Source organism: Rheinheimera faecalis, assembly GCF_021290965.1.
GTDB classification, from domain to species: Bacteria; Pseudomonadota; Gammaproteobacteria; order Enterobacterales; family Alteromonadaceae; genus Pararheinheimera; species Pararheinheimera faecalis.
Genome location: NZ_JAJOYT010000009.1, coordinates 126,847 through 151,191 on the forward strand (window position 1 = coordinate 126,847; position 24,345 = coordinate 151,191).

Sequence of the window (24,345 nt, forward strand, 5' to 3'; positions counted from 1 at the left end):
TTCAGATGTTACGGCGGATTTCAGCGGAGTATTAATCTGTAATACGGATATGTTGTACGGCCAGTTCTGGTAATACAGCGAGGATTTCGATTTGTTCTTGTTGAGCAGCCGGGCCACTGAAAAAACGGGCGACACCAAAACCAGCCATTAATGCAGTTAAAGACCCCAGCACTATGGCCGTTTCGGCCAGTTGTAACCGGCTGAGCAAAGCAGCCACAGCAATCAGACAAAACAGCGGCAGCAAATACAATAAAGCCGCAGCAGACAACAGATGCTGCTCGCTCACGGCAATTTTGACTTTTTGTCCTTCCAATAACTGCAAAGGGCTTTTGACAAAAAACAGATTTTCACGCGGAGTTAAGGCTTTAGCTACCACACCAGTGCCACAGTCGTTATTCGCCTGACAGGCATTACAACTGCTGACACTTTGAGTTTTTAACCAGACACCATCGGCCTGGCTTTTCATCACTGTGGCGATTTCTTCCAGCATTTAACGCACCGACTCAGCAATTTGTCTGGCTTGTTCAATAGACACAGGGCCTATTACTGTCACATCAAACTGGTTTTTTGGCATCACGAAAATGGTTGTCGCGCCATCCCGGAAAGCCTGAGCGGGCAGACTGGCGCTGGGTTGCACAAACACAGACACCTGATGTAAACCATCGGACAGCAACCATTGCTCCAGCACCTGTTGCGGAATCATAGCAGCGGTCACAGCCACTTGTTGATAACCTTCTGGTAACCAGGACAGTTCCAGCGGGCTTTCAGGCAAAGGTGTAGCTGGCATAACCTCAGCAACTGCAGGTAATTCTGCATTAGCCGCTACATTCAAGGTTTCAGGTAATTCAGAATGCGGCAAAATATGAGTGACGACCCAACGTTCTAACACCTCATTTTGCACCGTTAAGGTATCAATTTTAAGCGGAAAACCTGTTTGGCTGTCCAGCCATAACCAATAGCCTGGTCTGCCATTTTGTAGGGGTGTTAAACGCAACAATTGAGCAGAGCGACCTGATAGTTGTGTCGCACCACCTGGCACTGCGTCGTACAGAGTTTTAATAGACTCTATATCCCGATATAACAAAGCAGGTAACTCTTTGATCGTACTGCTGTTAGTCGCCAACGGTGTTTTTTCAGGTGCGATGTAATACACCATATGATCACGACGCAGAATTTCAACACCACTTTGTTCAAGTGGCATCAGCTGTTCTATCTCGGAATCATTTTGTACGCCGTGTACCCAGCGGTAACTGTCTACCTGATTAGGTTTGATGACAACAAAGGAGGCTTCGAAGTTAAATTGGCGAACTGAGCTTTGACTACGCTCAAACCATTCCCAACCCGAGACTTCAGCGAAGCTCAGGTTGGAGTAAAACAAGATGATCAAGGCACTACTTAAGCCTTTCCAACCCATATTTATTGCTCTTGTCTTGGTTTCTCAGCTGGAGTTTCCGGAGTGCTCTGCTGTGCAGTATCCATTACTCTGATTTGCTGACGATGTGCCTGCAGCAATTGCTGCAAACGTTTTTGTTGTTCCAGCATGGCTTGACGTTGTTCCTGTTCAAAACGGGAATCCACTGAGGTCTGGCTCAGGCTGACTGGTGTAGCAAAACCTGCCACTGGCTGAGTTTGTAACACAGGTAAAGGTGAGTTCAGATCGGCATCCTGACCAGAGCCCTGGAACTGCTGAACACCTAACACGGCAATTAACGCCACGCTGGCGGCTACAGTGCCCTGAAAACCAGTTTTAAACCAACCAGTATTGGCGGCTTCACCCAATTTTTTCCAAAACGACACTGGCGTATCTTGCCTCTGCACTACAGGGCTAGTTTCTAACTGATAAGCAGGTTCCTGATCTAACAGGCTGGCAAAGTTATCTGCAAACTGCATATCCAGTTGAGCTGGCAATTCATTACGAATGGCAGCGCCAATCAAATGATAACGCGCGAAGCTTTGCTGTAATTCAGCGTCTTGCAGTAAACGGTCTAATTGTTCCGGGCTAATCGCTTCGTTATCGCTAGCAGCCGAGAGCCAATCTGATTTTTCTGACAACATACCGATTCCTGTTTAGTAGAGGTTCAACTAATGAGCGGTTTTAACTGCGCATCAATAGCTTCACGTGCACGGAAAATCCGGCTTCTGACTGTCCCTATAGGACAACCCATCACTTCCGCAATCTCTTCGTAACTTAAACCATCCAACTCACGCAAGGTTATAGCTGTGCGTAATTCATCTGGCAACTTTTCAATGGTATCGAACACTACGTGCCGGATTTCTTCGGATAACAATAGTTTTTCCGGAGAGTCCTGCTCTTTTAACGCATCGCTGCCATCATAAAACTCGGCATCGTCCGCATCTACGTCAGTAGATGGTGGTTTGCGTCCTGTCGCTACCAGGTAATTTTTAGCGCTGTTCACAGCTATCCGGTACAACCAGGTGTAAAATGCACTCTCGCCACGAAAGCCGGGAATAGCACGGTAAGCTTTAATAAAGGCTTCCTGAGCTACATCCGCCACATCGCCATGGTTAGAGACATAACGTGAGATTAAGTTCGCAATCCGATGCTGGTATTTTTTTACCAACAGGTTAAAAGCTGCTTTATCCCCTTGTTGTACCCGCTGGACAATCTGCCAATCCAATTCTTGCTCGCTCATCCGAGCCTTTCCCCTAATGCTAAATACTACTTTCTTTTTGCAACTGGCGCTCGTCAAGCGTACCCTTATGACTGGAAGCTATATGAATAGTTCTTGGAATAAGTAAAAAAAGTTACAATTTGCCGTTTCTGATACGGCCAGCTGCCGAAAAGTAGCGTATAAAGACCCAAATTACAGACATTTATGTGTTTTTGACTGAATAAGTGTATCCCATGCAACAACAAAAAAAACATCTTTGTGACGTATTAATTATCGGCAGCGGCGCTGCGGGTTTATCGCTGGCTTTGCATCTGGCCGACAATGCTAAAGTGATAGTGCTGAGTAAAGGCCCTTTACGTGAAGGCTCTACCTTATATGCCCAGGGTGGCATAGCTGCTGTTTTTGATGAAAATGACAGTATTGCCTCTCATGTTGATGATACCTTAATAGCTGGCGCTGGTTTGTGTGAAGCAGCAGCGGTGCAATTTACTGCTGAACACGCCAAAGATGCGATGGAATGGTTAATAGCTCAGGGTGTGCCTTTTGATCAGTACAAAGACGAAGATGGCGTACTGAAATACCATCTGACCCGTGAAGGTGGCCACAGCCACAGACGTATTTTGCATGCAGCAGATGCCACGGGTCGCGCTGTGCAAATCACCCTGGTTGAGCAAGTCAAAGGCCATCCGAATATTCAGTTGCTGGAAAATTACAACGCGATAGATTTGATCACCTCCAGCAAATTAGGTTTAGCAGAGCAAAAGTGCCACGGCGCTTATGTCTGGAACCGTGACGAAGAACATGTAGAAGTGATAGGCGCGAAATGTATTGCGCTGGCAACAGGCGGTGCCAGTAAAGTCTATCTGTACACCAGCAATCCTGATGTAGCCAGCGGTGATGGTATAGCTATGGCCTGGCGGGCTGGTTGCAGCGTGGCCAATATGGAATTTAATCAGTTCCACCCCACCAGTTTGTATCACCCTGAAGCACAGAACTACCTGATCACAGAAGCCATGCGTGGTGAAGGCGCCTATTTAAAACGGCCGGATGGCAGCCGATTTATGCCGGAGTTTGATGAAAGAGCCGAATTAGCACCACGCGACATAGTGGCCAGAGCTATCGACTATGAAATGAAAAAGCTGGGCGCACATTGTGTGTATCTGGATATCAGCCATAAACCAAAAGACTTTATCATTGAGCATTTCCCGACTATTTACGCCAAGTGTTTAAGCGTCGGTATAGACATTACCAAACAACCTATTCCTGTGGTTCCTGCGGCGCATTACACTTGTGGTGGCGTGATGACTAACCTCAATGGCCAGACCGATATTGATAATCTATATGCTATAGGTGAAGTGGCCTATACGGGCCTGCATGGCGCCAACCGTATGGCCAGTAATTCCTTGCTCGAATGTGTGGTATTTGCCCAGGCGGCAGCCCGGCATATCAAACAGCAACTGGAATCCACCCGCTTAGTCTCTGAACTGCCTTGTTGGGACGAAAGCCGCGTCATTGACTCGGATGAAGAGGTAGTGATTACTCACAACTGGCATGAGTTACGGCTTTTTATGTGGGATTATGTCGGTATAGTCCGCACTGAAAAACGCTTAGAGCGCGCTTTGCATAGAGTGGAATTATTACAGCGTGAAATTCAGGATTATTACCGTAACTTCCGCGTCAGTAATAACCTGCTGGAGCTGCGTAATTTAACTATGGTGGCTGAGCTGATTATCCGCAGTGCCATGGCACGTAAAGAAAGTCGCGGCCTGCATTACAATCTGGATTATCCGGATCAGTTAGCAGAACCCACTCCTACCATTTTAACGCCGGTTCGCTGAGCCGGCTTGTTGCTGCCATTTTACGCTCTGGCATACCCGTGCCAGACTGCGAAAGTTTTCTTCCGATAAGTTATCTCTATACAGCCATAATTGCTGTGGCCGCTGCTCTGTATCCTGCCAGCGTAACCAAATCCCCAACTGCGACACTAAAGACTCTGCCGATAACTGCCCTGCTGGCAGTTCATCCTGCCACCATTTCAGCTCGCCCTTTTCGCTTAAAAACAGCAGTCGCGCTTTGACGGGTTCTTGCCATTGCCGTAACAGTTGATAAAAACAGAAAAATAACCAGGGCCAAAGCACCAGCCACCATAGGGCATAAAAAGGTTGCAGCAGGAAAATAAGCAGTATGAATAAGCTTTGCGCCAGATAAAAAATCCGGCGCATGCGGGATGGAACAAAGCTAAGGTTATACCCGTACTCTGTTAACAATGATATTCACCATAGCCTGCAGCTCTGGATCGGTGGATTTGCCATGCCCCATAAACCAGGCGAACAAATCCGGATCGTCACAAGCTAACAAGGCTTCAAAAGTGTATTTTTGTGTATCTGTTAAAGCGTCATAACCTTCTTCAACAAAAGGGGCCAGCAAAACGTCCAGTTCCAGCATGCCACGACGACAGGCCCAACGCAGGCGGGGTTTACCCATTAATTCTTTCATTTACAGCTTTCCTTTTGTTGGCAGTAGCCGGATTCTAACAAAAAAACCATACAGGGGTTGAGCTTTTGGCTAAATCCCCCAATGATCGACTTAGTATTCTAAGAGACTTACCCTTATGCAAGCATCCTGGATCAGTGCAGATCAACTCGCTTCTTTATCGACTTCAGTGCAAGGCGCCTTTATCAGTCCGCTGCCGGGCTTTGAAAGCCTGATTATTGCAGGGCCGGATAACCGTAAATACCTGCAGGGTCAGGTGACTGCGGATTTAAACACTTTGACAGCAGAAAACTTCCTGCGCGGCGCACATTGTGATGCCAAAGGCAAAATGTGGGCTCAGTTTCATTTATGTGCCGATGGCGAAGCCTTGTGGTACATAGGCTTTCGTGACGAACTGCAGGTCTCAGCCACTCAGCTGAAAAAGTTTGGTGTGTTTTCTAAAGTCAGCTTTGAAGCAGGCCATGACAGCCTGGCCATTTTGGGTATCAGTGGTGCCGGTAGTGCCGCTTTATTAGAAAAATTGGGTTACACCCAGCCTGCCGCCGTCGGCCAATTAAGCTCTGTGGCTGGTGGTAAATTGCTACGTTTAGCTGATGAGCATTACCTGTTAGTGCTGGATTTTGTCCACGCCCGCCAATTATTTGCGGAACAATCGGCTTATCTCGCAGCTCCAACCTTGTGGTTAGCCCGGCATATCCAACAGGGGTTTTCTTATCTAGAGCAGGCTGTGATTGGCGAATATGTGCCACAGATGCTGAATTTACAAAGTATCGACGCCATTAGTTTTACCAAAGGTTGTTATATAGGCCAGGAAACTGTGGCCCGAATGAAATATCTGGGTAAAAATAAAAGAGCAGCTTATATCCTCAAAAGCCAAACTGAGGAAACTCCGGCCAGCGGCACAGATATTGAAGTACAATGGTCGGAAAACTGGCGTCGGGTTGGCCAGGTCATTAATGCGGTGAATATTCAGGGGCAACTTTGGGTGTTGGCGGTATTACCGAACGATATTAACCCAGCTGATCCACTGCGATTAGCAACTCCGGATGCATCGGTTGTAGTTATATCACCTTTGCCCTATTCACTCGCGTAACTGAGGTTTGCATGAGCATACAAGCAGAAAAAGTAGTCGCCATTCATTACACTGTGGCTGACAAAGCAGGCAACGAATTAGATAGTTCGGCTGGCGGAGAACCGCTGGTATTTATTTTTGGTACTGGCGCCTTAATTCACGGTTTAGAGCAGGCTTTATTAGGCAAAACTGTAGGCGACAAATTCAAAGCTGAAGTACCAGCAGCAGAAGCCTATGGTGATCGTCATGATGAATTAACTCAGGCGGTACCACGTAATTTATTCGAAGGCATGGATGTACAGGTTGGCATGCGTTTTCGCGCTGCAGGCCCGGACGGCCGTGAGCAATCTGTAATAGTGTTAGACGTGACAGAAGATGAAGTGGTCGTAGACGGTAATCACCCTCTGTCAGGCATTGACCTGACCTTTGATGTGGAAGTGATTTTAGTCCGTGACGCCACAGACGAAGAATTGGCCCACGGCCATGTGCATGGTTTAGACGGCCACGCCGGACACTAAGCAACATAAACGGAGTCGCAAGACTCCGTTTCTTTACCCTGTGTACTTGAAGCTGCAGCTTTGTTGACTGCGCTACTCGCCCCAGTCACATAGGACTACTATGCTCCTGGGGTCTCGCTCACTTGTCGTCGCGCTGCAACATCAATTACTTTGGGTATATGTAAGCTTTATATCTATGTAAGCTTTGGGTATTCATAAATTAAAAGGAACACTGAACAATGAAAAAATGGCTTTTGGTTTTTACCGCTCTTGGTCTTGCGGCTTGTTCTGACAAAGAAGTAGCGGATGTCAGCTTAGGTTTATTCACCACCAAAGACATTAAAATTCAGACCTTTAACGACCCGAAGATTCCAGGTGTGACTTGTCATATCAGCCATGTTGAAGCCAATCTGGATTTTGCTGATCCATCAGATATGTCCATCGCTTGCCGCCAAACCGGTGAAATCACAGCGGCCATGTTGCAGGACATAGACAAATCCAAAAACGGCGAAGTGATTTTCAGCACCTCAAAAAGCATTTTATTTAAGCACTTAAAAATTCGCCGCATTCTGGACAGCAGTAGCCAGACCTTGTTGTACTTGTCCTACTCCACCAAAGAAAGCACAGGCAGCTACAAACATTCGCTGACCAGCGTGCCACTTTGGGGAACTGCGGCATGGCAAGATAAAGCGCCAGCCAAAACGCCTTAAGTTTTAACCGGGAACTCTTTGTCGGTCAGCACCTTCACTTTATCGCCTTGAGTTAAGGTGTCGCCGCCACGGATGACTATTTGTTCACCCGCAGACAACTCCGCATCCACAGCTATTAACTTCCCCATGCCCTGACCTAAGACCACGGCCTTTTGCTGAGCTTTTTGTTCGCTATCGACCACAAACACAAACTGGCCTTCACTTTTTACTACCACAGCATCCCGTGGCACTAACAGCTGCTGGCGGGCAATAGCTGTTGGTACAGCGACAGAAACTAACTGACCGACCTGGAAGTTAGCCAGTAACTGCTCTGGTACTTTGATACGGGCTTCAAAGGTTTGTGATCGCATATCAGAGACTGGGATCAGATTGCGTACAGGCAACTGACTTTCGCCACCACTATGAAACACCTGCAGCAGTTGGTTTTGTTGTAAAAAGGCGGCGTATTTCAGCGGCGCAAATACCACCACTTCCAAATCACTTAAATTGACCAGTCGTACTAAAGCGTCCGTTCTGCTGATGTCTTCACCATATTGATGGAAACGCTGCGCCACGACGCCGGCAAAGGGTGCTTTGACAGAGCTGCGATCAATTTGATCCTGCAGCTGCGCCAGCTGAGCACGCAATAATTTAAGTTCAGCTTCTGCACCGTCACGATCAGCACTGATTTGATCCAATTGAGTTAGGGCAACGCTGTTGTTTTTACTCAATTCCAGCAAACGCTCCGTGTCCTTTTGTAAACGTCGCCACTGAATATCAGCTTTGCTGATACGGGCATGCATTTCGTCCACCCGCAGTTGCAAAGGAGTGGTATCTAAACGAGCTATCACTTCATCCTGTTTAATTTGAGTACCGGGTTCAGCGAGCCACAATAAACGACCTTCCACACCAGCGGTCACATCAGCCTGATACCGGCTTTGTACCTGTGCTGTAACCATAGTGTGTGGCAACATCACCTGCTGCTGCACCTGTGCCACACTGACCACCTTATCAGGCGGCGTTTGCGCGATAACGGAAGATGAACAAAATAAAGCTGTCGTCAGAACCCATTTATGAAGTTGCATCAGAGATCTCCAAAGGAAGAGGAGCCCGGTCGTTTTGGCGGGCTGTGGAAGTCAAACGCAATAAAGCCGGAATTAACACCAGACTAAACAGCATGCTAAAGGTCATGCCGCCGACAATCACAGCAGCTAAACCCCGATATATTTCGGAACCCACACCAGGTACCAGCACCAGCGGCAACATGCCAAAAATACTGGTTAAGGTGCTCATAAAAATAGGTCTGGATCGGGTCAAAATGGCCTGATGCAGAGCTTGATCCAGAGGCATGCCTTCACGCTGACTTTGCCGGCACTGATCCACTAATAAAATGGCGTTGTTCACAACCAGCCCCAGCAAAATGACAAAACCTATCATGGTCAGTAAATCCAGCGACTGAAAAGTCACCAGATTGAGTAGCCGCAGCGCCACTACCCCACCCAAAATGGCCATGGGCATGGTCAGCACCACCAGCAAACTGTCTTTGGCAGAACGAAATAAAGCCGCCATCAGCAGAAACAGAATAAACACAGCCACAGCAAAGTTTTTCCCCATCTCTGTCATAGCATGAGACAAACGGTCGGCATTACCACGAAACTGCACTGAAATTTGCTCTGGCATTTCATCACGTAAAGGGGTCATCAGCTCACGTTGCAAAATTTGCATGGCTTCATCCAGCGCCATGGTGGCAGGTGGAGTGACTTGCAGACTAATGGTTCGCAGACCATTGACCCTTTGCAAGGATGTAGGGCCAGTGGTGTAATTCAGTTCACTCAATTGACCCAGGGTTTGACCACCAGAACCTGGTGTATACAAAGGAGTGGCCGTGAGTTGCTCCGGAGTTTGCCAGCCTTGGCCTTTGAGGATAATGTCCATCCGCTCGTTGCCATCAAAGTATTCACCAATGTAAATACCATCCGTGACGGCACGGACCATGTTGGCAACAGTAAAACGATCCACGCCACTTTGCGCTATACGGTTTTCATCCGGTGTTAAACGCAGTTCAGGTTGAGCCAAAGCCAGATCAGGCACGGGCCTGACTGTAGCACCAGCTAATAATTTTTCGATTTTTGGCATAGCAGCTGCCGCCTGCTGCATAAGCTGCGGCACATCAGGGCCCTGGAAGTCTAAATTTAATTCGCGGCCACTGCCAAAACCAAAGTTAAATAACGAGCCTTGTACGCTAAAGGCATTGGTATCCGGCAATCCCACCAGAATTTCTTCCCGCAATAATTTGATCATATCTTCTATGCTGTCCGGGTCTTCGGCATAGACAAAAAGCACGTTAAATCCCCTGTTGATCGACAGGTTATAGCCCTTGATAGCAGGATATTTTTTCTCCTGATAATAAGGCCTTAAACGAGACACCAGCAGATCGCCTATCTCTTGCTCCAGCACCTGCATATTGGCGCCTGGCGGCAGAGAAAAACCGGAAAAAACCGTATCAATAGAAGCCTGAGGCAAAAAATCGGCTTTAGGTAACAATAAAGTAATCAAGAAGATCGATCCTGGCACAAACAAAGCGGCCCAGGCCCAGGCCAGTTTACGATTTCGGGTGAAACGGCTCAGGTGGCTGGCCAGTTTTTGCCAGAATAACAACGCAGACTCTTGTCCGGTTTGAGGTTTTAACCAATACAAAGACGCAACAGGCAAGACAGTTAAAGCCACCAGTAACGAAGCGGTCACAGCCACAGCTAAAGTGAGCGCCAAGTCATAAAACAGCTGCCCTTCGACCCCTTGCATAAATAACACTGGCACAAAGATGGCCACAGTAGTGGCTGTCGAAGCCCAGAGCGCACTGCTGACCTGAGCAGTGCCTTTTTTCACGGCCTGTTCCAGTGCTAAACCCTGCTGCAATAAGCGCACTATATTTTCCTGCACTATGATGGCAGCGTCCAACACCATACCTACCGCAAAAGCCAGGCCAGCCAAAGACACAACATTCAGCGAGCGGCCAAATAAATCCAGCACCATAATGGACATCATTAACGAAACCGGAATGGTTAAACCAATCAACAGAGTGGCCTGCCAGCCGCGTAAAAACAGATACAAAATACCAAGGGCTAAAGCTATGCCCAAAACCAGATTGCCATTTACCAGCTCAATGGCTCTTTTGATATGCACAGAGGCATCAAAACTCAGCACTATTTCAATGCCTTTATTCTGCAGTTCGTTTTGATTTAAATCAGCGATTTCTTTGTTCAGCGCATCAAGAATTTCAACTGTGTTAGATCCGGCGGCACGCTGCAAAGTGATGTAAAAAGCCGGGTAACCATTACGTTTGGTAAAACCTGCCTGTTCGGCGTAATCAATCTTTACTTCTGCCACTTCATGCAAATACACAGGCCTGTCATTCTGGTAAGCCACCATCATTTGCTCATACTGCGCCGGGTCGTACTGCCCGACAAAACGCACTGTATATTCCCGCCGCCCCACCTCGGCAAAACCACCAGAGACATTGCTGGCCCGACCTATACGTGAACTTAACTGATCCACAGACAAGCCCAAAGCAGCCAGACGATAAGGGTCAAATACGATATGCAGCTCTTTAGCACGACGGCTGGATAAATCGACCTGAGACACACCAGCTATGGCTTTTAACCTGGGGTACACCACATCATCAATCACAGGCTGTAAGGCGGTAAAGTCAGCGTCGGCATTTTCATCCAGTTTACGGATCAACAAACTGGCGACAGGACCAGCACCACTGTTCAGTGAAACCACGGGTTCGTCCGCTTCACGAGGGCGAGGTGGAGCCTGATTTAACGCATTGATCACGTTCAGCATGGCTTGCTGCATGTCCTGACCTACATCAAAAGTCAGAGTAATAAAACCAAAACCAGCACCAATAAAGCTGCTGCTTTCTGTCACGCCAGGCACAGTGCGAAGCGCCGCTTCCTGCGGTTCAATAATGGTGGATTCCATTTCTTCAGGCGCAGCGGCCCGCCAGCCATTCTGAATAAAAATCTGTGGCTGTTCGATCGAAGGTAAAAGCTGGACAGGCAACTTAGCCACAGCAAGCAGACCAAATAACACCATAATCAGACTGACCACCACCACAGCGGCCGGATTTTTTATACTGCTTCGGGTTAAATTCATGACTCTGTTCTACTCTTCAGGGACAAGATAGCTGATGGTGATCAGTGTACCCAGTGCTGTAACAGGCTCCAGTTCACTGTGACCAGCGGTTGTGAATACAGGTTGACGTGGTGTTTTTCCTGTCAATTCAGTTTTGGTAAAGCCCGCAGCCTTTACACTGAATCAAATTAAAAGCCCTGAATGACCGAAAGATGGAGATTATTTATGTCTAAACCACTGATCCTGAGCCTGACTGCCTGGTTGGTATTGGCCGCCTGTGGACCTGCACCAACTGAACCTTCAGCGCCGATACAGCCTTCAACTCCGGCAGCAACTGCTGCAACGCCAGACAACAGCCATAACAGCGCCAACTCTCTGGATTGGGCTGGCGAGTACAAAGGTGTAGTGCCTTGTGCTGACTGCGAAGGTATTGAAACCTCGTTGACACTGAATATGGACAATAGCTATCAGCTCAGCACCATATATTTGGGTAAAGACGCCACGCCTTTTAAACAACAAGGCAGCTTCGAGTGGGATGCAAAGGGTTCAGTGATTCGTTTGCTGAACCAAAAAGACGGGCCAGCTTTGTATAAAGTTGGCGAAAATCAGTTATTCCAGCTGGATATGGAAGGTCAACTGATCACGGGTGATTTAGCGGACAACTACAAGCTGACGAAACAAACCACTGTCGCAGAGCATCAACTGACAGGAGTTCGCTGGAAGCTGACTGAATTAATGGGGCAAGAGGTTCCAACAACAGAACCCGATCTGACACCTTATCTGCAGTTTGGCGAGGACGGCAGAGTCAGCGGTTTTGCTGGCTGTAACCAGTTTACCGGTGCTTATGAGACTGAAGGTCTGCGTCTGACCTTTAAACCTATGGCCACCACCCAAAAAGCCTGCCTGAATGCTTCAGTCGAGCAGCAGTTTCTGACGACTATTCAGGGGATCGATAACTACAGCCTGAATGACTCAGGTTTGGCTTTTTATAAAGCCCGCACCGCGGCTTTGTTGCGTTTTACTGCAGTACAACCTTAGTTGTTAACGGGTCGGACAAAGCTTCAGAATAAAAAGGCCATTGTGCAGCCGAAAGGGGTTTGCGATGATGGCCTTTTATTTTATGGATCTGCCACCTGATGCCTTGCCAACGCTTAAGCCCAAAAGACGCCGCATTATTTGCCGATAAGCACAGCGATTTGTTCGGCGACCATAGTCAGTTAACCGCAGAACAGCTGGATACCAATGGCCTGAATCAGGTATTCAGAGTAAAAAATAACAGAGGCACCAGCCTAATCGTCAAACAAGCTTTGCCTGAGCATTCAGGTTTAACCCAACACTGGCCTGTTAGTTTACACAGAGCACAAATTGAAGCCGATGTATTAAAATATCAGGCTAAAATCTGCCCTGAGTATCTGGTGGAAGTGTTGTTTTATGACCAGGAGCTCGCGGCTTTGTTGCTTGAAGACTTATCAGATTGCGCTGTGCTGCGAAACGCATTTTCTGTCGGACAACAACCACAGAATATCGGCATTCATCTGGGCCGCTATCTGGCGAAAATCAGTTTTTACAGCAGCGATTTTGTCTTAACAGGCCCGGTTAAAAAAGCCAGGCAACTGCAATTTAACAACCCTGAACTCTGTCTTGTGACTGAGGATCTGGTATTTACCGACCCATATTGCAATCATGAACGAAATAGCCTGAACTTTGTCCAGGTGCCGCAAGTTCAGGAGTTGTGGATCAATGAAGCACTTCAGGCAGAAGTGGCTCAACTGAAAGCAGACTTTTTAGCTAAACCTCAGGCTTTACTGCATGGTGATCTGCACTGCGGTAATATCTTAGTCAGCCATGAAGAATACAAAGTCATAGGTGCTGAATTTGGCTGTTATGGCCCTATAGCTTTTGACGCCGGTACTTTTATCGCCAGCCTTATTCTAAATTTAGTGACTCAAAACCCGGCCAACACTACTTCTGCGCGCCCTTATTTGTCAAACCAAATCGACTTATTCTGGCAGGAGTTTTCTACTGTGTTCAGCACCCTGATGCAAAAGGAAACTAAAGATCAAAGTTTTCAGAACTCGCTCTATCAGCAGAGGTTTTTACAGCAGTTATGGCGGGACACTTTAGGTTATGCCGGCTGTGAGCTGATCCGTCGTACTGTAGGCTGGGCACCAGCACCGGAATTACAGCAACTGACTAATGCGGGCTTTAAGCTTCAGGCCCAACGCCAATTACTGACATTGGGACAGGATTTAATTATGCAGCGTCAGCAGATAACAGCAGCAAACTTACTGGCGAAACTGGCAGAGTAACAGGAGGGTTCGATGGAAAAAGTGACAGGTGTAGGTGGCGTCTTTATTCGTGCTAAAGACCCCCAGGCACTGGCATTGTGGTATCAACAGCATTTAGGTATTCCACTTGAGCCTGATGCGCCTTATGGCAGCTTTATAGCAAAAGCCGGGGATGAAACTGTCTGGTCCACTTTTGCTGCAGACACTGCTTATTTTGGCGCTCAAAGCCAACAAAACATGGTGAATTACAGAGTGGCAGACTTAGACGCCATGTTAAAGCAACTGAAAGCGGCCAATGTCTGGGTCGATGAGCAGGTTGAAGATGGCGACTACGGCAAATTTGGCTGGGCCATGGACCCGGAAGGCAATAGATTTGAACTCTGGCAACCCAAAGCTTAAGCTGTCTGGGTATGATGGAGTGATGTAGAGGATCTATGCAGTTGATGAAACTCGCCTGTGATATCAGTCAGTTGACCTTGCTGCAATAATAAAATCCGGTCAGCACTTAAAATAGTATCAGGCCTGTGCGCCACAATAATACGCGCCACCTGCAGTTGGCGGATGGCCTGATTAACTCTGGCCTCCAGCACCAGATCCAGATGACTGGTGGCTTCATCCAGCAATAACACTCTGGGTTTGTGGTACAGGGCTCTGGCGATTAATAAGCGTTGTTTTTGCCCGCCAGACAAAGCAGATCCCATATCGCCAATCAACGTATTGTAGCCCATAGGCATAGCCACTATATCCTGATGGATAGCGGCCAGTTCGGCACAATGCATCAGATGTTGTAAGTCAGGTTTAGGGCTAAAGAAGCTGATGTTGTCCAGAACTGAACCTGACAGCAATTGATCGTTCTGCATCACGGCAGCGACCTGACTACGGTAATGTTGCAGACCAAAACTGGTGAGCTCCATGCCATCCACTAACACTTTTCCTTGCTGAGCATGGGCCAATCCCAGAATGATTTTTAACAAGCTGGTTTTACCTATGCCTGACGGACCCACGATAGCGACACTTTCGCCAGGTGACAGTTGAAAATTCAACTGATGAAACAACCATGGATCCTGTTCGGCCTGACGAAAGTTCAGGTCGCGTAATTCAATATGCCCCTGCAATTGCATATAGGGCTGACTATCCCCCGATTTTTCAGTCTCAGTGAGCGCTATATCTGCCAGACGTTGTAAGTGCAATTCAAGCATCCGGAATTCAACCCAGTGGTCAATAAAAGCCGCGGCTCTTTGAGTGAACTGAGCTTTGTAACTGGCAAAGGCAAATAACATTCCCACACTAAAAGCATTGTCGATCACCGCTAAGGCGGCCAGATAAATCACTACTATATGTTCGATACCAAACAGCAATTGATGCACTGCCTGCAACGATAATTGCCAGCGTCCTAGCCTGAAATGTTGGTCTACAGCGGTTGAGTATTGATTTTGCCACAGGCTTAGCCTTTGGCTTTGTTTTGAAAACAACTGCAGACATTGAATGGCCCGGACACTCTCCATAAAACCGGATTGTTCTTTAGCCTGAGCCACTATGCTTTGTTCAGTGCATTGCTTTAGCTGTGCGTAAAACACAAACCTCACCAGTGCATAAAGCAACACAGCTATCAGCACAACGCAGGCTAGCACAGGGTGGTAAATAAAAAGCAGCACCAGCACTGTGCAAGCCATCAGCCCATCAATCAGAGCTTCTATCAAACTATTGGTCAGTAATTCACGTAGCTGCTGTAAGGAGCTAAAACGCGACACAATATCGCCCATATGACGCTTTTCAAAAAAACTCAGCGGCAAATGCAACAAATGCCGGAACAGATTCGTCGCCAGTTGCAGATTCAGTACCGACCCTAAATGCAACACCAGCCAGCTGCGTAATACATTGGTCAGTATTTGCAACAGCAGTAATAATCCAAAACCCATTGCCAGAACATGCAATAAATCCAGATCTCTGCTCACCAGCACTTCATCTACAACAAGCTGCATGTAATAAGGTGCAACCAACAGAAAAAACTGCAGCACCAGAGACATCAACAGGATCCGAATTAACGCAGGCCATAAACCAGATGCAGAAGACCAAAACTGCCACAAACTTAACTTTTGGCGTTGATCTTCTTTTCTAAATTCAGAGGTTGGATTCAATTCAAGCGCAATACCTGTAAAACACTGATCGATATCCGCAGAACTTAGATCCCGCCTGCCAAAAGCAGGATCCAGTATTTGAACTTTTTGGCCTTTGACTTTCTCCAGCACCACAAAGTGGCTCATCTGCCAATGCAAAATACAAGGAAGCTTGAGTTGGGACAATTCATCCGGCTCCAGCCGTAAAGCACGGCCAGCCAAACCCAACTGATCGGCCAGTTGCATCAGATGCTGCAAAGTGGCACCTTTAAGCGATAGTGGATAACGTTGGCGCAAACTGGCCATATCGGTTTTATAGCCGTAAGCACCGGCCACCATAGCAAGACAAGCCAGCCCACATTCAGCCGCTTCAGATTGATAGATAATTTGCATCTGAAATGTCCTATCGCCCAAACAACAAAGCACCCAGCAGACCTGCGGCCATCATGAACTGTGACATAGTCAAAAAAGCTGCGGTAAGCGGGTCTGTGTAAAAGCCGAGTTTAGTCAAATCACTAAAGCTGGAAATTTTCGTCTTAAAAAACTCATGATCTTTTGGAGCAAGCAGAAAGGTTAAGCCACTACCACTACACAGCAGAAAGTCCCAGAAATGACCTTGATCCATGGCTTTTAGCGCCGAGAGAAACAAAAAAAGCGCACTGCAATTTAAGACCAGACTTATCACCAGAGTCTCATTTTTCCTGCTGCAATTAGCCATCATCCCCTCCATCTGGCTTCTGATTTAAATCTGAAAACGTCCTTTTAAACTGACCAATGGTTCCAGCAACCAACTCAAAACAGAGCGCTGTTCCAGCACTATATCGGCGCTTAATAACATGCCAGCCTGCAATGGCATCTGTTCACCATAAGCTTCAATAAACTGCTGTTCCAGCCGCACCTGTACCTGATAAACCGGCTCCTGAATTTGCACCGGACTATCAGGGTCTTGTGCTATCAGCACTGCTTTTGAAAGCTGACTGACTTCTCCCTGATACAAGCCAAAACGCTGATAGGGAAAGGCATCAAATCGAAGCCAGGTGGTTTGGCCCGGTTGAATAAAGCCAAAAGCTCTTGTTGGTACTAACAATTGAGCATACAAAAAACCGGATTCAGGCAGTAGTTGCATCAATACCTGAGCGCCTTGCAGCTGTTGTCCCTGATTTACCACTAAATTGGTCACTCTGCCCGCAACAGGAGCGGTCAACAGCACTTCACCACGAGCCAGTAATTCGGTTTTCTGTTGCTCAAACTGCAACCGTTCAGCCTGCAATTGTTGAAGCTGACGCTGCTGATCAAGAGGCAAAGCCTGAAGCTGATTTTCCAACTGAATTTGTTGCTGAAGAATGGATTGAGCCAGAGTTTGCACCTCAGCCAGTTGTTGCTGCAGCATCAGATGCTGATCTTGTTGTTGTTCCAGTTGCTGTCTGGGTAAATGGCCTTTGTGCGCAAGTTCCTGCTGGGAGAGCAAACGTTCAGCCTGCAATTCAATGCGCTCGGAAAGTAATTGTTGCTGGCGTTGATTGTCTGAAAGCTGCTGTTTAACGTTATTAATTTGTGCTGTAAGTTGCTGACCTTGCTGTTCAAAACTCTGGATAAGCTCCTGTTGCTTTTGTTTGTTCAATACCAGCTGAAGCTCCACACTGCTTTGCAAATGAGCAGACAAACTATGCCCGGCAGCCAGATATTCATCACTACTTAATAAAGCCAGTTTCTGGCCTGCCTGTACAAGAGCGCCATCCTGAACATAAAGCTGTTTAAGCACTGCTGAACGTTGACTTTGAATACGGACAACTCCAGCGGAAGGCTTCAGATAACCTTGCACAGTCTCTTTACGGGAAAAATTCGCCTGATGTAACAGCAGCAGTAAACTGAAGACAATCAAGACTAAACAGAAGCACAATATAGAGCTGCTGACAGGCTGAACAATACTGACCTGGCCTTCAAGGCGCTGTTGTTGTGCCTGCAAAGCTTTGGCTCGAAATAGACCCTGATCTGTCGCCATAGTGAAACTCCGTGCAGTTTTGTACACTGCAAAAAGACTTTCCACTTTGTGCCGACAGGCATAGACCCGACACTGTTAAGAAAACCATCACTGGTTATGCAACCAAGTGTAGCCGAATAACAAAAACAAACAAATAATTAACATTAAAAACACAAAACGGTGTAGCTGAATGCAAAAGAAAAATACGGAACCGGCCGCTAAAACCACCGCGAAATTACTTTGGGTGCAGCGGGCATGGAAAGCTGGAAAACATAATGCCTTTACAGACTTATGTTACTTCCGGCAGCGTTATTATCTGGTATTTCGCGAGGCCTCCACTCACCACTCCAAAGATGGCATGCTGCGAATTATGAGTTCAGTACAGGGCAAAAAGTGGCGCACCCTGGCTGTATTACAAAACCCTGATGCCGATTTAAGAGATGGCAAACTAACTGTCACTCCGGATGGCAGGCTGCAGTTACTGGCCGCTGCTGCTTTTCATGACAAGACAAAGCAGGCTTATCAATCTTACTTATGGCACTCGCCGGATGGCATAAACTGGTCAGAACCACAAGCTGCAGGCGAAGCGGATTATTGGTTATGGCGTTTAAGCTGGTTGCGCGATCAGGCTTATGCTGTCGCTTATAAATGTGGTGCCGATCGCCATATTCGCTTGTACCAACAAAATGCTAAAGGCCAATTTGATGTGATAGCCCCTCGCATCTATGGTGAGGGTTACGCCAATGAAGCCGCATTGATATTTGATGACAATGACAAAGCCTGGTGTTTGTTACGTAAAGATCCTGATCATGGTCAACTTGGTTATTCGCGCCCTCCTTATACTCAATGGCAATGGATGGATATAGGCTGTCGTATTGGCGGCCCGCAGGCCATTTTTACCTCTTCGGGTCAGATGCTGGCGATGGTACGGCTTTATGACGAAACCGTTAGAACCAGTCTGGTGACTCTGGACCAAAATACGGGGAAACTGACAGAGTTACTGGCACTGCCCTCAGGTGGTGATTGCAGTTATGCTGGTATGGTGTTGCATCAGAATAAATTATTAGTCAGCTACTACTCCTCTCATCAGGGGCATTGTTCAATTTATACAGCGCTTTTATCTGTCGAAGTTCAGGCTGCAACAAGTTAGCACCAGGTAAACCAGACTTTACTTAAGTAGATAATCTGCAAATTAACTTCAACAAGCTGATGATTATTAGCCGTTTTATCGACAAGATCGGCAAAAGTAGCGACAAAATGCTATAGTAGCAGACAAGTTATCGGGGCAAACACTGTGGTCACTCCAGAGTTTGTAGGGTTCGCTTTGATAACCAATCCGCAGGACGCACCAGAAAATACATAACAGCCTAAAACTAAGGTAAAACATTGATGAAAACATGCAAAAAGTCTGTTCTGGCATTGAGTATTCAGGCCAGTCTGCTCGCTGCAGCCATGGGTCTTTCTCCTGCTTTATTAGCGCAGGAAAGTGACAAAGATCAGGCTGCTGAAGAGACAAAATTGGAACGCATTATGGTGACTGCACAGAAACGCGTGCAAAGCACCCAGGAAGTTCCTATCTCTATTGCAACTTTAAGCGGTGAAAAATTCGACGCTTTGTTTGCAGGTGGCGAGGATATCCAGGCTTTATCTGGCAAGATCCCAGGTTTATACGCTGAATCATCAAACGGCCGTGCTGCACCACGTTTTTATATTCGTGGTTTGGGAAACACAGATTTTGACCTGGCCGCTTCTCAGCCAGTTTCTGTGATTATGGATGACGTGGTGATGGAAAACGTGATCCTCAAAAGCTTCCCGTTATTTGATATCGAGCAAGCTGAAGTGATCCGTGGCCCACAAGGCACCTTGTTTGGTCGTAATACCACTGCTGGTATTGTGAAGTTCAATTCAGTGAAACCTACTCAGGACTTCGAAGCTTATACCAAAGCGACAGTTGGTAGCTACGGCACTATTAACGTAGAAGGTGCAGCTGGTGGTGGCTTGACCGACGAATTGTCTGCCCGTATTTCTCTGATGAACCAAAACCGTGATGACTATGTCAACAACGGTTTTACCGGTGAAAAAGACTTCACTGGTGGTCATGATGAAAAAGCAGGCCGTCTGCAGTTTTTATATGACACTGACGATTTCTCTGCACTGTTAAACGTACATGGCCGCAAACTGGATGGCACATCCACTTTGTTCAGAGCCAACATCCTGACTCCGGGTAGCAATGAGCTGAACGAGAATTATGATCGCGATACTGTCTACTACGACAAAGGCGATGGTAACTATCAGGAATACGACAATTTCGGTACATCGTTAACGTTCGAATTTGCGTTAAAAGACATGACTTTAACCATGATATCAGCGATGGAAAAAGCTGATGGTAAAGGTAAAGGTGATATTGACGGTGGTTATATCATCGATACCAATTTTGATGGTGTCGCTGAAGAAACTGGCCCGGGTTTTATTCCTTTTGATGCAGTGACTGAAGATCAATTAAATGATTTGGAACAGTATACTCAGGAAATCCGCTTAGCCAGTGATACCAATGAAGCTTTAGAGTGGCAGGTGGGAGCTTTCTACTTCGACTCTTCTTTTGGTGTGACCAGCGTTGACGGCTTCTTTGGCGCAACCACTGTCTACCACGGTAACGAAAGCTGGGCTGTATTTGGCCAATCCACTTACAACCTGACAGATCGCTGGGATATCACAGGTGGTGTTCGTTACACCTACGACGAAAAAACCTTCTGGGTGGGTCAACAAAATGTGGATAGCTTCGCTTTAACCATAGGTGCAGCTAGCATCCAGGACTACGACCCAATCAAAGTAGATGACGGCCAGGTCAGCTGGGAATTAAGCAGTAACTATCGCCTGACAGACTCCACCAGCGTTTTTGGTCGTGTTGCCAGCGGTTTCCGTGCTCAGTCTATTCAAGGTCGTGATGTCGCCTTCGAAAAAGCACCTTCAGTAGCAGACTCAGAAACTATTACTTCATTTGAAGTAGGTGCTAAGTCTGACTTACTGGACGATTCACTGCGTCTGAACGGCGCTCTGTTTTATTACACCATTGACGATATTCAGTTATCCGCTATTGGTGGTGAAACTCAGGGCAACCAGTTGATCAATGCCGATAAAGGCGTGGGTTATGGTTTCGAAGTGGACGCTGAATGGCGTGCAACCAAAAGCCTGGTCGTAGGTGGTGGTTTCAGCTACAACAACACTGAACTGAAGGATCAAAACTTACTGGTTGCTCCTTGTGGCTCAGGCGCTTGTACACCAACAGATCCTACTGGCGGCGCTGGCTTAGTCTTTATTGACGGCAATCCATTCCCTCAAGCTCCTGAAACTATTTTAACGGTCAATGCCCGTTACGATATTCCGGTCAGCACAGGTGAGATTTATATTTATGGTGACGTAGCCCGTCAGGGTGAAACCAACCTGTTCCTGTATGAATCTGCGGAATACCGCACTAACGGCAACTTCGAAGCAGGCTTACGTATTGGTTATCTGAACTTTGATAACGACTACGAAGTGGCTTTATTTGGCCGTAATATCACCGACGAAGAAAACTTAAAAGGTGCTATCGACTTCAACAACCTGACGGGTTTTGTTAACGAACCTCGTATTATTGGTGTTGAGTTTAAAAAGAACTTTTTCTAAGTTAAAAAAGTAGTGAAAAGGGCGCACAGAGTGCGCCCTTTTTTTGAGCTTAACCCGAGTTGCGCATACCTGCCGCAATACCGGCAATAGTCACCATCAAAGCACGTTTAATGCTGTCGTTCACTGTTTCAGGTTCATGCCTTACCCGATTTAACAGCTCCACCTGCAAAATATGCAGCGGGTCAACATAAGTATTTCGCAGCATAATAGACTCGCGGATCCAGGCTTCTTTCGCCATCAGCGTGTCGCTTTGGATCAGCTTTAACAATAAAGCCGTATCTGCGGCCAGTTGCTGACGCAATTGCAAACCTAAAGGCAACAAATGCTCTGGCACCAGTTTTTCATCATAATAGGCGGCAATTTCTGCATCCGCTTTTAAGTACACCATTTCCAGCATCGACAAACGGGTGGCGAAAAATGGCCATTTAGCACGCATTTGCGCCAACAAATCTGTTTTACCTTCCTCGACGACAACGGCCAACGCACTACCTGCGCCTAACCAGGCCGGTAACATCAGGCGGTTTTGCGACCAGGCAAAAATCCATGGAATGGCACGTAAACTTTCAACACCGCCATTTGGATTACGTTTTGGCGGACGACTACCCAGCGGTAGCTGCCCCAATTCCAGCTCTGGTGTAGCAGCGCGGAAATAAGGCACAAAATCAGGATGATGCCGCACCACGGCACGGTAAGCTTCACAGGAGACTGTTGCCAGTTGCTGCATCAGCTCACGCCAGCTTTGTTCTGGCACTGGCGGCGGTAACAATACCCCTTCCAGTACAGCACTGGCATACAAGGCAAGACTGCGCTGCGCTAAGCCATTTAAACCAAACTTAAAGCGGATCATCTCGCCTTGTTCAGTCACCCGCAAACCACCGGCCAGCGATCCTGGCGGCTGGGATAAAATAGCGGCGTGAGCCGGACCACCGCCACGACCTATAGTACCGCCACGGCCGTGGAATAAGGTCAGTTGTACTTTTGCCTGCTGACAAATAGCGACCAAAGCTTCCTGCGCACTGTACTGAGCCCAGGCCGCAGCAAAAGCACCAGCATCTTTGGCTGAGTCTGAGTAACCAATCATCACTTCCTGACGACCGTTGATATAACCTCTGTACCAATCGATGGCCAGCAACTTGCTGATACATTCCGGCGCATTGGTTAAATCCGCCAGGGTTTCAAACAAAGGTGCTACCCGCATTGGGAAAGTAATACCAGCGTCTTTCAACAGTAATTGCACAGCCAGCACGTCTGAGGGTTTACCGGCCATAGAAATAACATAAGTAGATAAAGCTTCAGGTCCGTGACGAGCCACTATGTCACAGGTATCCAGCACTTCTTTCACTTCAGGGCTTGGCGACCAGTTGCGCGGGAATAAAGGTCTTTTGCTGCTCAGCTCGTTTAATAAGAAAGCCTGACGGGTTGATTCATCCCATTCTGCATAATCACCAATACCCAGATAACGGGTAAACTCGCTGAATACAGCGGTATGACGACCAGATTCCTGCCGCACATCCAGCTTCAGCAAGGTTAAACCAAAAGCATAAGCGCGGCGGATGGTATCTTTTAATAAGCCTTCAGCCACCACCTGCATTTTGCAATCGAGTAAAGACTGATAACAGAGTAGCAAAGGCTCCAGCAGTTGCTGGTTATGCCAAATCAAATCGTCTGGTCGTTGTAATCTGTCATGTTTTAAGGCTTCAGTCAGCCAGTCTCTGGTGTGCAGTAATTTATGGCGGAAATCATTCAGCAGCTTACGGTAAGGTTCTGATACATCACCTACTACAGCACGTACCGCATCATTAACCTGATTCATCGACAATTCGTTGGCCAGCACATCCAGGTCACGGCTGAATAAATCAGCGGCTTTCCAGCGACTTAGCAGCAGCACCTGACGGGTGACTTTGGCAGTAACAAAAGGGTTACCGTCCCTGTCTCCACCCATCCAGGACGAAAAGCGGATAGGAGCGGCTTCTAAAGCCAGACCGTGGCCCAGCACTGGCTGCAGTGCAGTATCTAATTCGCGGATAAACTCTGGGATAGCGTCCCACAGCGAGGTTTCAATCACAGCAAAACCAGACTTGGCTTCATCCACTGGTGTCGGTCTTTGTTCGCGGATTTCGTTGGTATGCCAGGCCTGAGTGATCAGCTGATACAAACGGTTTTCTACTTTTTTCTGCTGTACCGGCGCTAAATCCTGCTCCAGTTCTGCTAAACAGGCCGCTATTTCGGTCAGCTTATGAATAAGAGTACGACGAGTGACTTCTGTCGGGTGCGCAGTCAGCACCAGCTCTATAGATAAATCGGCGACAGCCTGTTCGATCCGGCTTTTGCTGATGTTTTTATCCTGTAACAGTTGCAGCAGTTCAGCCACTGGCTCTGGTTTTTCAATAGAAGCCCGACCCGCTTTACTAATGGTATGGTGCTGTTCAGCTAAGTTCGCCAAATTTAAAAACTGCGCAAAAGCGCGGGCTACCGGCAGAATTTCCTGATCCGTTAAACTGGCCAGCACTTGCTTCAGTTGCTGATCCTGTAGTTCTGTGCCCTGCCTGGCTTCTTTGGCTAAAGCACGAATTTGCTCAATACGTTCTAAAACTGCATCACCTAATTGATTGCGTATGGTGTCACCCAGCTGGGTACCCAACAATCCGACATTTGCCCTCAAGGCAGCATATTGCGACATAACCCACTCTCCTCGTTGCACTGCCTGCAGTTTAGTTCTGCGGTTTCTATTCTTTTTCTAACGTTCTGACCCACCCTAACGGGTATTTGTTTAGT

General features: G+C 47.3%; 20 protein-coding genes. 9 read left to right on the forward strand and 11 right to left on the reverse strand.

Annotated features, from left to right (window positions below; translation table 11 throughout):
• Positions 1-31 precede the first annotated feature (31 nt).
• Genes LSG34_RS15265 through rpoE form a run of 4 tightly spaced genes read right to left on the reverse strand, consistent with a single transcriptional unit; the run spans position 32 to position 2,654 of the window.
• Positions 32-490, reverse strand: coding sequence for a SoxR reducing system RseC family protein (locus LSG34_RS15265; RefSeq protein ID WP_233009969.1), 459 nt, complete (start codon positions 488-490; stop codon positions 32-34).
• Positions 491-1,414: a MucB/RseB C-terminal domain-containing protein gene (locus LSG34_RS15270; protein WP_233009970.1), complete on the reverse strand. Its 924-nt coding sequence runs from the start codon at positions 1,412-1,414 to the stop codon at positions 491-493. It lies immediately after the preceding gene.
• Positions 1,415-1,416: 2 nt separating this feature from the next.
• Entirely contained in the window at positions 1,417-2,055 is a 639-nt protein-coding gene (locus LSG34_RS15275; RefSeq protein WP_233009971.1) for a sigma-E factor negative regulatory protein, read from the reverse strand.
• Between the two features lie 23 nt (positions 2,056-2,078).
• Positions 2,079-2,654: an RNA polymerase sigma factor RpoE gene (rpoE, locus tag LSG34_RS15280; protein WP_053423387.1), complete on the reverse strand. Its 576-nt coding sequence runs from the start codon at positions 2,652-2,654 to the stop codon at positions 2,079-2,081.
• 212 nt (positions 2,655-2,866) lie between these two features.
• On the opposite strand from rpoE, the gene nadB reads away from it, so the two are divergent.
• The gene (gene nadB, locus LSG34_RS15285) at positions 2,867-4,471 is read left to right on the forward strand and encodes an L-aspartate oxidase (protein WP_233009972.1); all 1,605 of its coding nucleotides are present in this window, start codon (positions 2,867-2,869) and stop codon (positions 4,469-4,471) included.
• Here nadB and LSG34_RS15290 read toward each other — a convergent pair.
• Positions 4,454-4,900, reverse strand: a complete 447-nt coding sequence (locus tag LSG34_RS15290) for a protein YgfX (protein WP_233009973.1) — start codon at positions 4,898-4,900, stop codon at positions 4,454-4,456. The genes nadB and LSG34_RS15290 overlap by 18 nt on opposite strands.
• Positions 4,878-5,129, reverse strand: a complete 252-nt coding sequence (locus LSG34_RS15295) for an FAD assembly factor SdhE (protein ID WP_233009974.1) — start codon at positions 5,127-5,129, stop codon at positions 4,878-4,880. The genes LSG34_RS15290 and LSG34_RS15295 overlap by 23 nt, the downstream gene beginning before the upstream one ends.
• Positions 5,130-5,244: 115 nt before the next feature.
• Here LSG34_RS15295 and ygfZ point away from each other — a divergent pair, with 115 nt between their 5' ends.
• The 3 genes from ygfZ (at position 5,245) to LSG34_RS15310 (ending at position 7,405) form a co-directional block, all read left to right on the forward strand.
• Positions 5,245-6,219 (forward strand): tRNA-modifying protein YgfZ, encoded by a 975-nt coding sequence (ygfZ, locus tag LSG34_RS15300; RefSeq protein ID WP_233009975.1) that lies wholly within the window; start codon positions 5,245-5,247, stop codon positions 6,217-6,219.
• An 11-nt stretch (positions 6,220-6,230) separates the two neighbouring features.
• Entirely contained in the window at positions 6,231-6,716 is a 486-nt protein-coding gene (locus LSG34_RS15305) for an FKBP-type peptidyl-prolyl cis-trans isomerase (RefSeq protein WP_127019102.1), read from the forward strand.
• A gap of 218 nt (positions 6,717-6,934) precedes the next feature.
• Positions 6,935-7,405 (forward strand): CreA family protein, encoded by a 471-nt coding sequence (locus LSG34_RS15310; RefSeq protein ID WP_233009976.1) that lies wholly within the window; start codon positions 6,935-6,937, stop codon positions 7,403-7,405.
• Here LSG34_RS15310 and LSG34_RS15315 read toward each other — a convergent pair.
• Together LSG34_RS15315 and LSG34_RS15320 are read right to left on the reverse strand one after the other, a co-directional pair.
• Positions 7,402-8,469 carry an efflux RND transporter periplasmic adaptor subunit gene (locus LSG34_RS15315; protein ID WP_233009977.1) on the reverse strand — a complete coding sequence of 356 codons (1,068 nt, stop codon included), beginning with the start codon at positions 8,467-8,469 and terminating at the stop codon, positions 7,402-7,404. The genes LSG34_RS15310 and LSG34_RS15315 overlap by 4 nt on opposite strands.
• A complete protein-coding gene (locus LSG34_RS15320; RefSeq protein WP_233009978.1) occupies positions 8,456-11,542 on the reverse strand; it encodes an efflux RND transporter permease subunit in 3,087 nt (1,028 codons plus the stop codon). Before LSG34_RS15320 ends, LSG34_RS15315 begins: the two co-directional genes overlap by 14 nt.
• 204 nt (positions 11,543-11,746) lie before the next feature.
• On the opposite strand from LSG34_RS15320, the gene LSG34_RS15325 reads away from it, so the two are divergent.
• The 3 genes from LSG34_RS15325 (at position 11,747) to LSG34_RS15335 (ending at position 14,208) form a co-directional block, all read left to right on the forward strand.
• Positions 11,747-12,559 (forward strand): copper resistance protein NlpE N-terminal domain-containing protein, encoded by an 813-nt coding sequence (locus LSG34_RS15325; protein ID WP_233009979.1) that lies wholly within the window; start codon positions 11,747-11,749, stop codon positions 12,557-12,559.
• A 98-nt stretch (positions 12,560-12,657) separates the two neighbouring features.
• Positions 12,658-13,830 (forward strand): S-methyl-5-thioribose kinase, encoded by a 1,173-nt coding sequence (mtnK, locus tag LSG34_RS15330; RefSeq protein ID WP_233009980.1) that lies wholly within the window; start codon positions 12,658-12,660, stop codon positions 13,828-13,830.
• Positions 13,831-13,842: 12 nt separating this feature from the next.
• Positions 13,843-14,208 (forward strand): VOC family protein, encoded by a 366-nt coding sequence (locus LSG34_RS15335; protein ID WP_233009981.1) that lies wholly within the window; start codon positions 13,843-13,845, stop codon positions 14,206-14,208.
• Here LSG34_RS15335 and LSG34_RS15340 read toward each other — a convergent pair.
• Together LSG34_RS15340 and LSG34_RS15345 are read right to left on the reverse strand one after the other, a co-directional pair.
• On the reverse strand, positions 14,205-16,319 hold the full coding sequence (locus LSG34_RS15340) for a peptidase domain-containing ABC transporter (protein ID WP_233009982.1): 2,115 nt from the start codon (positions 16,317-16,319) through the stop codon (positions 14,205-14,207). The two genes, LSG34_RS15335 and LSG34_RS15340, sit on opposite strands and share 4 nt — an antisense overlap.
• 349 nt (positions 16,320-16,668) lie before the next feature.
• Positions 16,669-17,928, reverse strand: a complete 1,260-nt coding sequence (locus LSG34_RS15345) for an HlyD family efflux transporter periplasmic adaptor subunit (RefSeq protein WP_233009983.1) — start codon at positions 17,926-17,928, stop codon at positions 16,669-16,671.
• 169 nt (positions 17,929-18,097) lie between these two features.
• On the opposite strand from LSG34_RS15345, the gene LSG34_RS15350 reads away from it, so the two are divergent.
• Together LSG34_RS15350 and LSG34_RS15355 are read left to right on the forward strand one after the other, a co-directional pair.
• Positions 18,098-19,057: an exo-alpha-sialidase gene (locus tag LSG34_RS15350; RefSeq protein WP_233009984.1), complete on the forward strand. Its 960-nt coding sequence runs from the start codon at positions 18,098-18,100 to the stop codon at positions 19,055-19,057.
• A gap of 239 nt (positions 19,058-19,296) precedes the next feature.
• Positions 19,297-21,570, forward strand: a complete 2,274-nt coding sequence (locus LSG34_RS15355; RefSeq protein ID WP_233009985.1) for a TonB-dependent receptor — start codon at positions 19,297-19,299, stop codon at positions 21,568-21,570.
• A gap of 49 nt (positions 21,571-21,619) precedes the next feature.
• Here LSG34_RS15355 and ppc read toward each other — a convergent pair whose 3' ends face one another.
• Positions 21,620-24,250, reverse strand: a complete 2,631-nt coding sequence (gene ppc / locus LSG34_RS15360; RefSeq protein WP_233009986.1) for a phosphoenolpyruvate carboxylase — start codon at positions 24,248-24,250, stop codon at positions 21,620-21,622.
• Positions 24,251-24,345 lie beyond the last annotated feature (95 nt).

What these genes read in the sequence shown, in the direction of transcription:
- LSG34_RS15355 (WP_233009985.1), top strand. Translation starts at nt 19,297, where the DNA reads ATGAAAACATGCAAAAAGTCTGTTCTGGCATTGAGTATTCAGGCCAGT.
- LSG34_RS15265 (WP_233009969.1), bottom strand. Translation starts at nt 490, where the DNA reads ATGCTGGAAGAAATCGCCACAGTGATGAAAAGCCAGGCCGATGGTGTC.
- LSG34_RS15340 (WP_233009982.1), bottom strand. Translation starts at nt 16,319, where the DNA reads ATGCAAATTATCTATCAATCTGAAGCGGCTGAATGTGGGCTGGCTTGT.
- rpoE (WP_053423387.1), bottom strand. Translation starts at nt 2,654, where the DNA reads ATGAGCGAGCAAGAATTGGATTGGCAGATTGTCCAGCGGGTACAACAA.
- LSG34_RS15305 (WP_127019102.1), top strand. Translation starts at nt 6,231, where the DNA reads ATGAGCATACAAGCAGAAAAAGTAGTCGCCATTCATTACACTGTGGCT.
- LSG34_RS15310 (WP_233009976.1), top strand. Translation starts at nt 6,935, where the DNA reads ATGAAAAAATGGCTTTTGGTTTTTACCGCTCTTGGTCTTGCGGCTTGT.
- LSG34_RS15350 (WP_233009984.1), top strand. Translation starts at nt 18,098, where the DNA reads ATGCAAAAGAAAAATACGGAACCGGCCGCTAAAACCACCGCGAAATTA.
- ygfZ (WP_233009975.1), top strand. Translation starts at nt 5,245, where the DNA reads ATGCAAGCATCCTGGATCAGTGCAGATCAACTCGCTTCTTTATCGACT.
- LSG34_RS15335 (WP_233009981.1), top strand. Translation starts at nt 13,843, where the DNA reads ATGGAAAAAGTGACAGGTGTAGGTGGCGTCTTTATTCGTGCTAAAGAC.
- LSG34_RS15325 (WP_233009979.1), top strand. Translation starts at nt 11,747, where the DNA reads ATGTCTAAACCACTGATCCTGAGCCTGACTGCCTGGTTGGTATTGGCC.
- LSG34_RS15315 (WP_233009977.1), bottom strand. Translation starts at nt 8,469, where the DNA reads ATGCAACTTCATAAATGGGTTCTGACGACAGCTTTATTTTGTTCATCT.
- LSG34_RS15295 (WP_233009974.1), bottom strand. Translation starts at nt 5,129, where the DNA reads ATGAAAGAATTAATGGGTAAACCCCGCCTGCGTTGGGCCTGTCGTCGT.
- LSG34_RS15275 (WP_233009971.1), bottom strand. Translation starts at nt 2,055, where the DNA reads ATGTTGTCAGAAAAATCAGATTGGCTCTCGGCTGCTAGCGATAACGAA.
- nadB (WP_233009972.1), top strand. Translation starts at nt 2,867, where the DNA reads ATGCAACAACAAAAAAAACATCTTTGTGACGTATTAATTATCGGCAGC.
- LSG34_RS15345 (WP_233009983.1), bottom strand. Translation starts at nt 17,928, where the DNA reads ATGGCGACAGATCAGGGTCTATTTCGAGCCAAAGCTTTGCAGGCACAA.
- LSG34_RS15320 (WP_233009978.1), bottom strand. Translation starts at nt 11,542, where the DNA reads ATGAATTTAACCCGAAGCAGTATAAAAAATCCGGCCGCTGTGGTGGTG.
- LSG34_RS15270 (WP_233009970.1), bottom strand. Translation starts at nt 1,414, where the DNA reads ATGGGTTGGAAAGGCTTAAGTAGTGCCTTGATCATCTTGTTTTACTCC.
- ppc (WP_233009986.1), bottom strand. Translation starts at nt 24,250, where the DNA reads ATGTCGCAATATGCTGCCTTGAGGGCAAATGTCGGATTGTTGGGTACC.
- mtnK (WP_233009980.1), top strand. Translation starts at nt 12,658, where the DNA reads ATGCCTTGCCAACGCTTAAGCCCAAAAGACGCCGCATTATTTGCCGAT.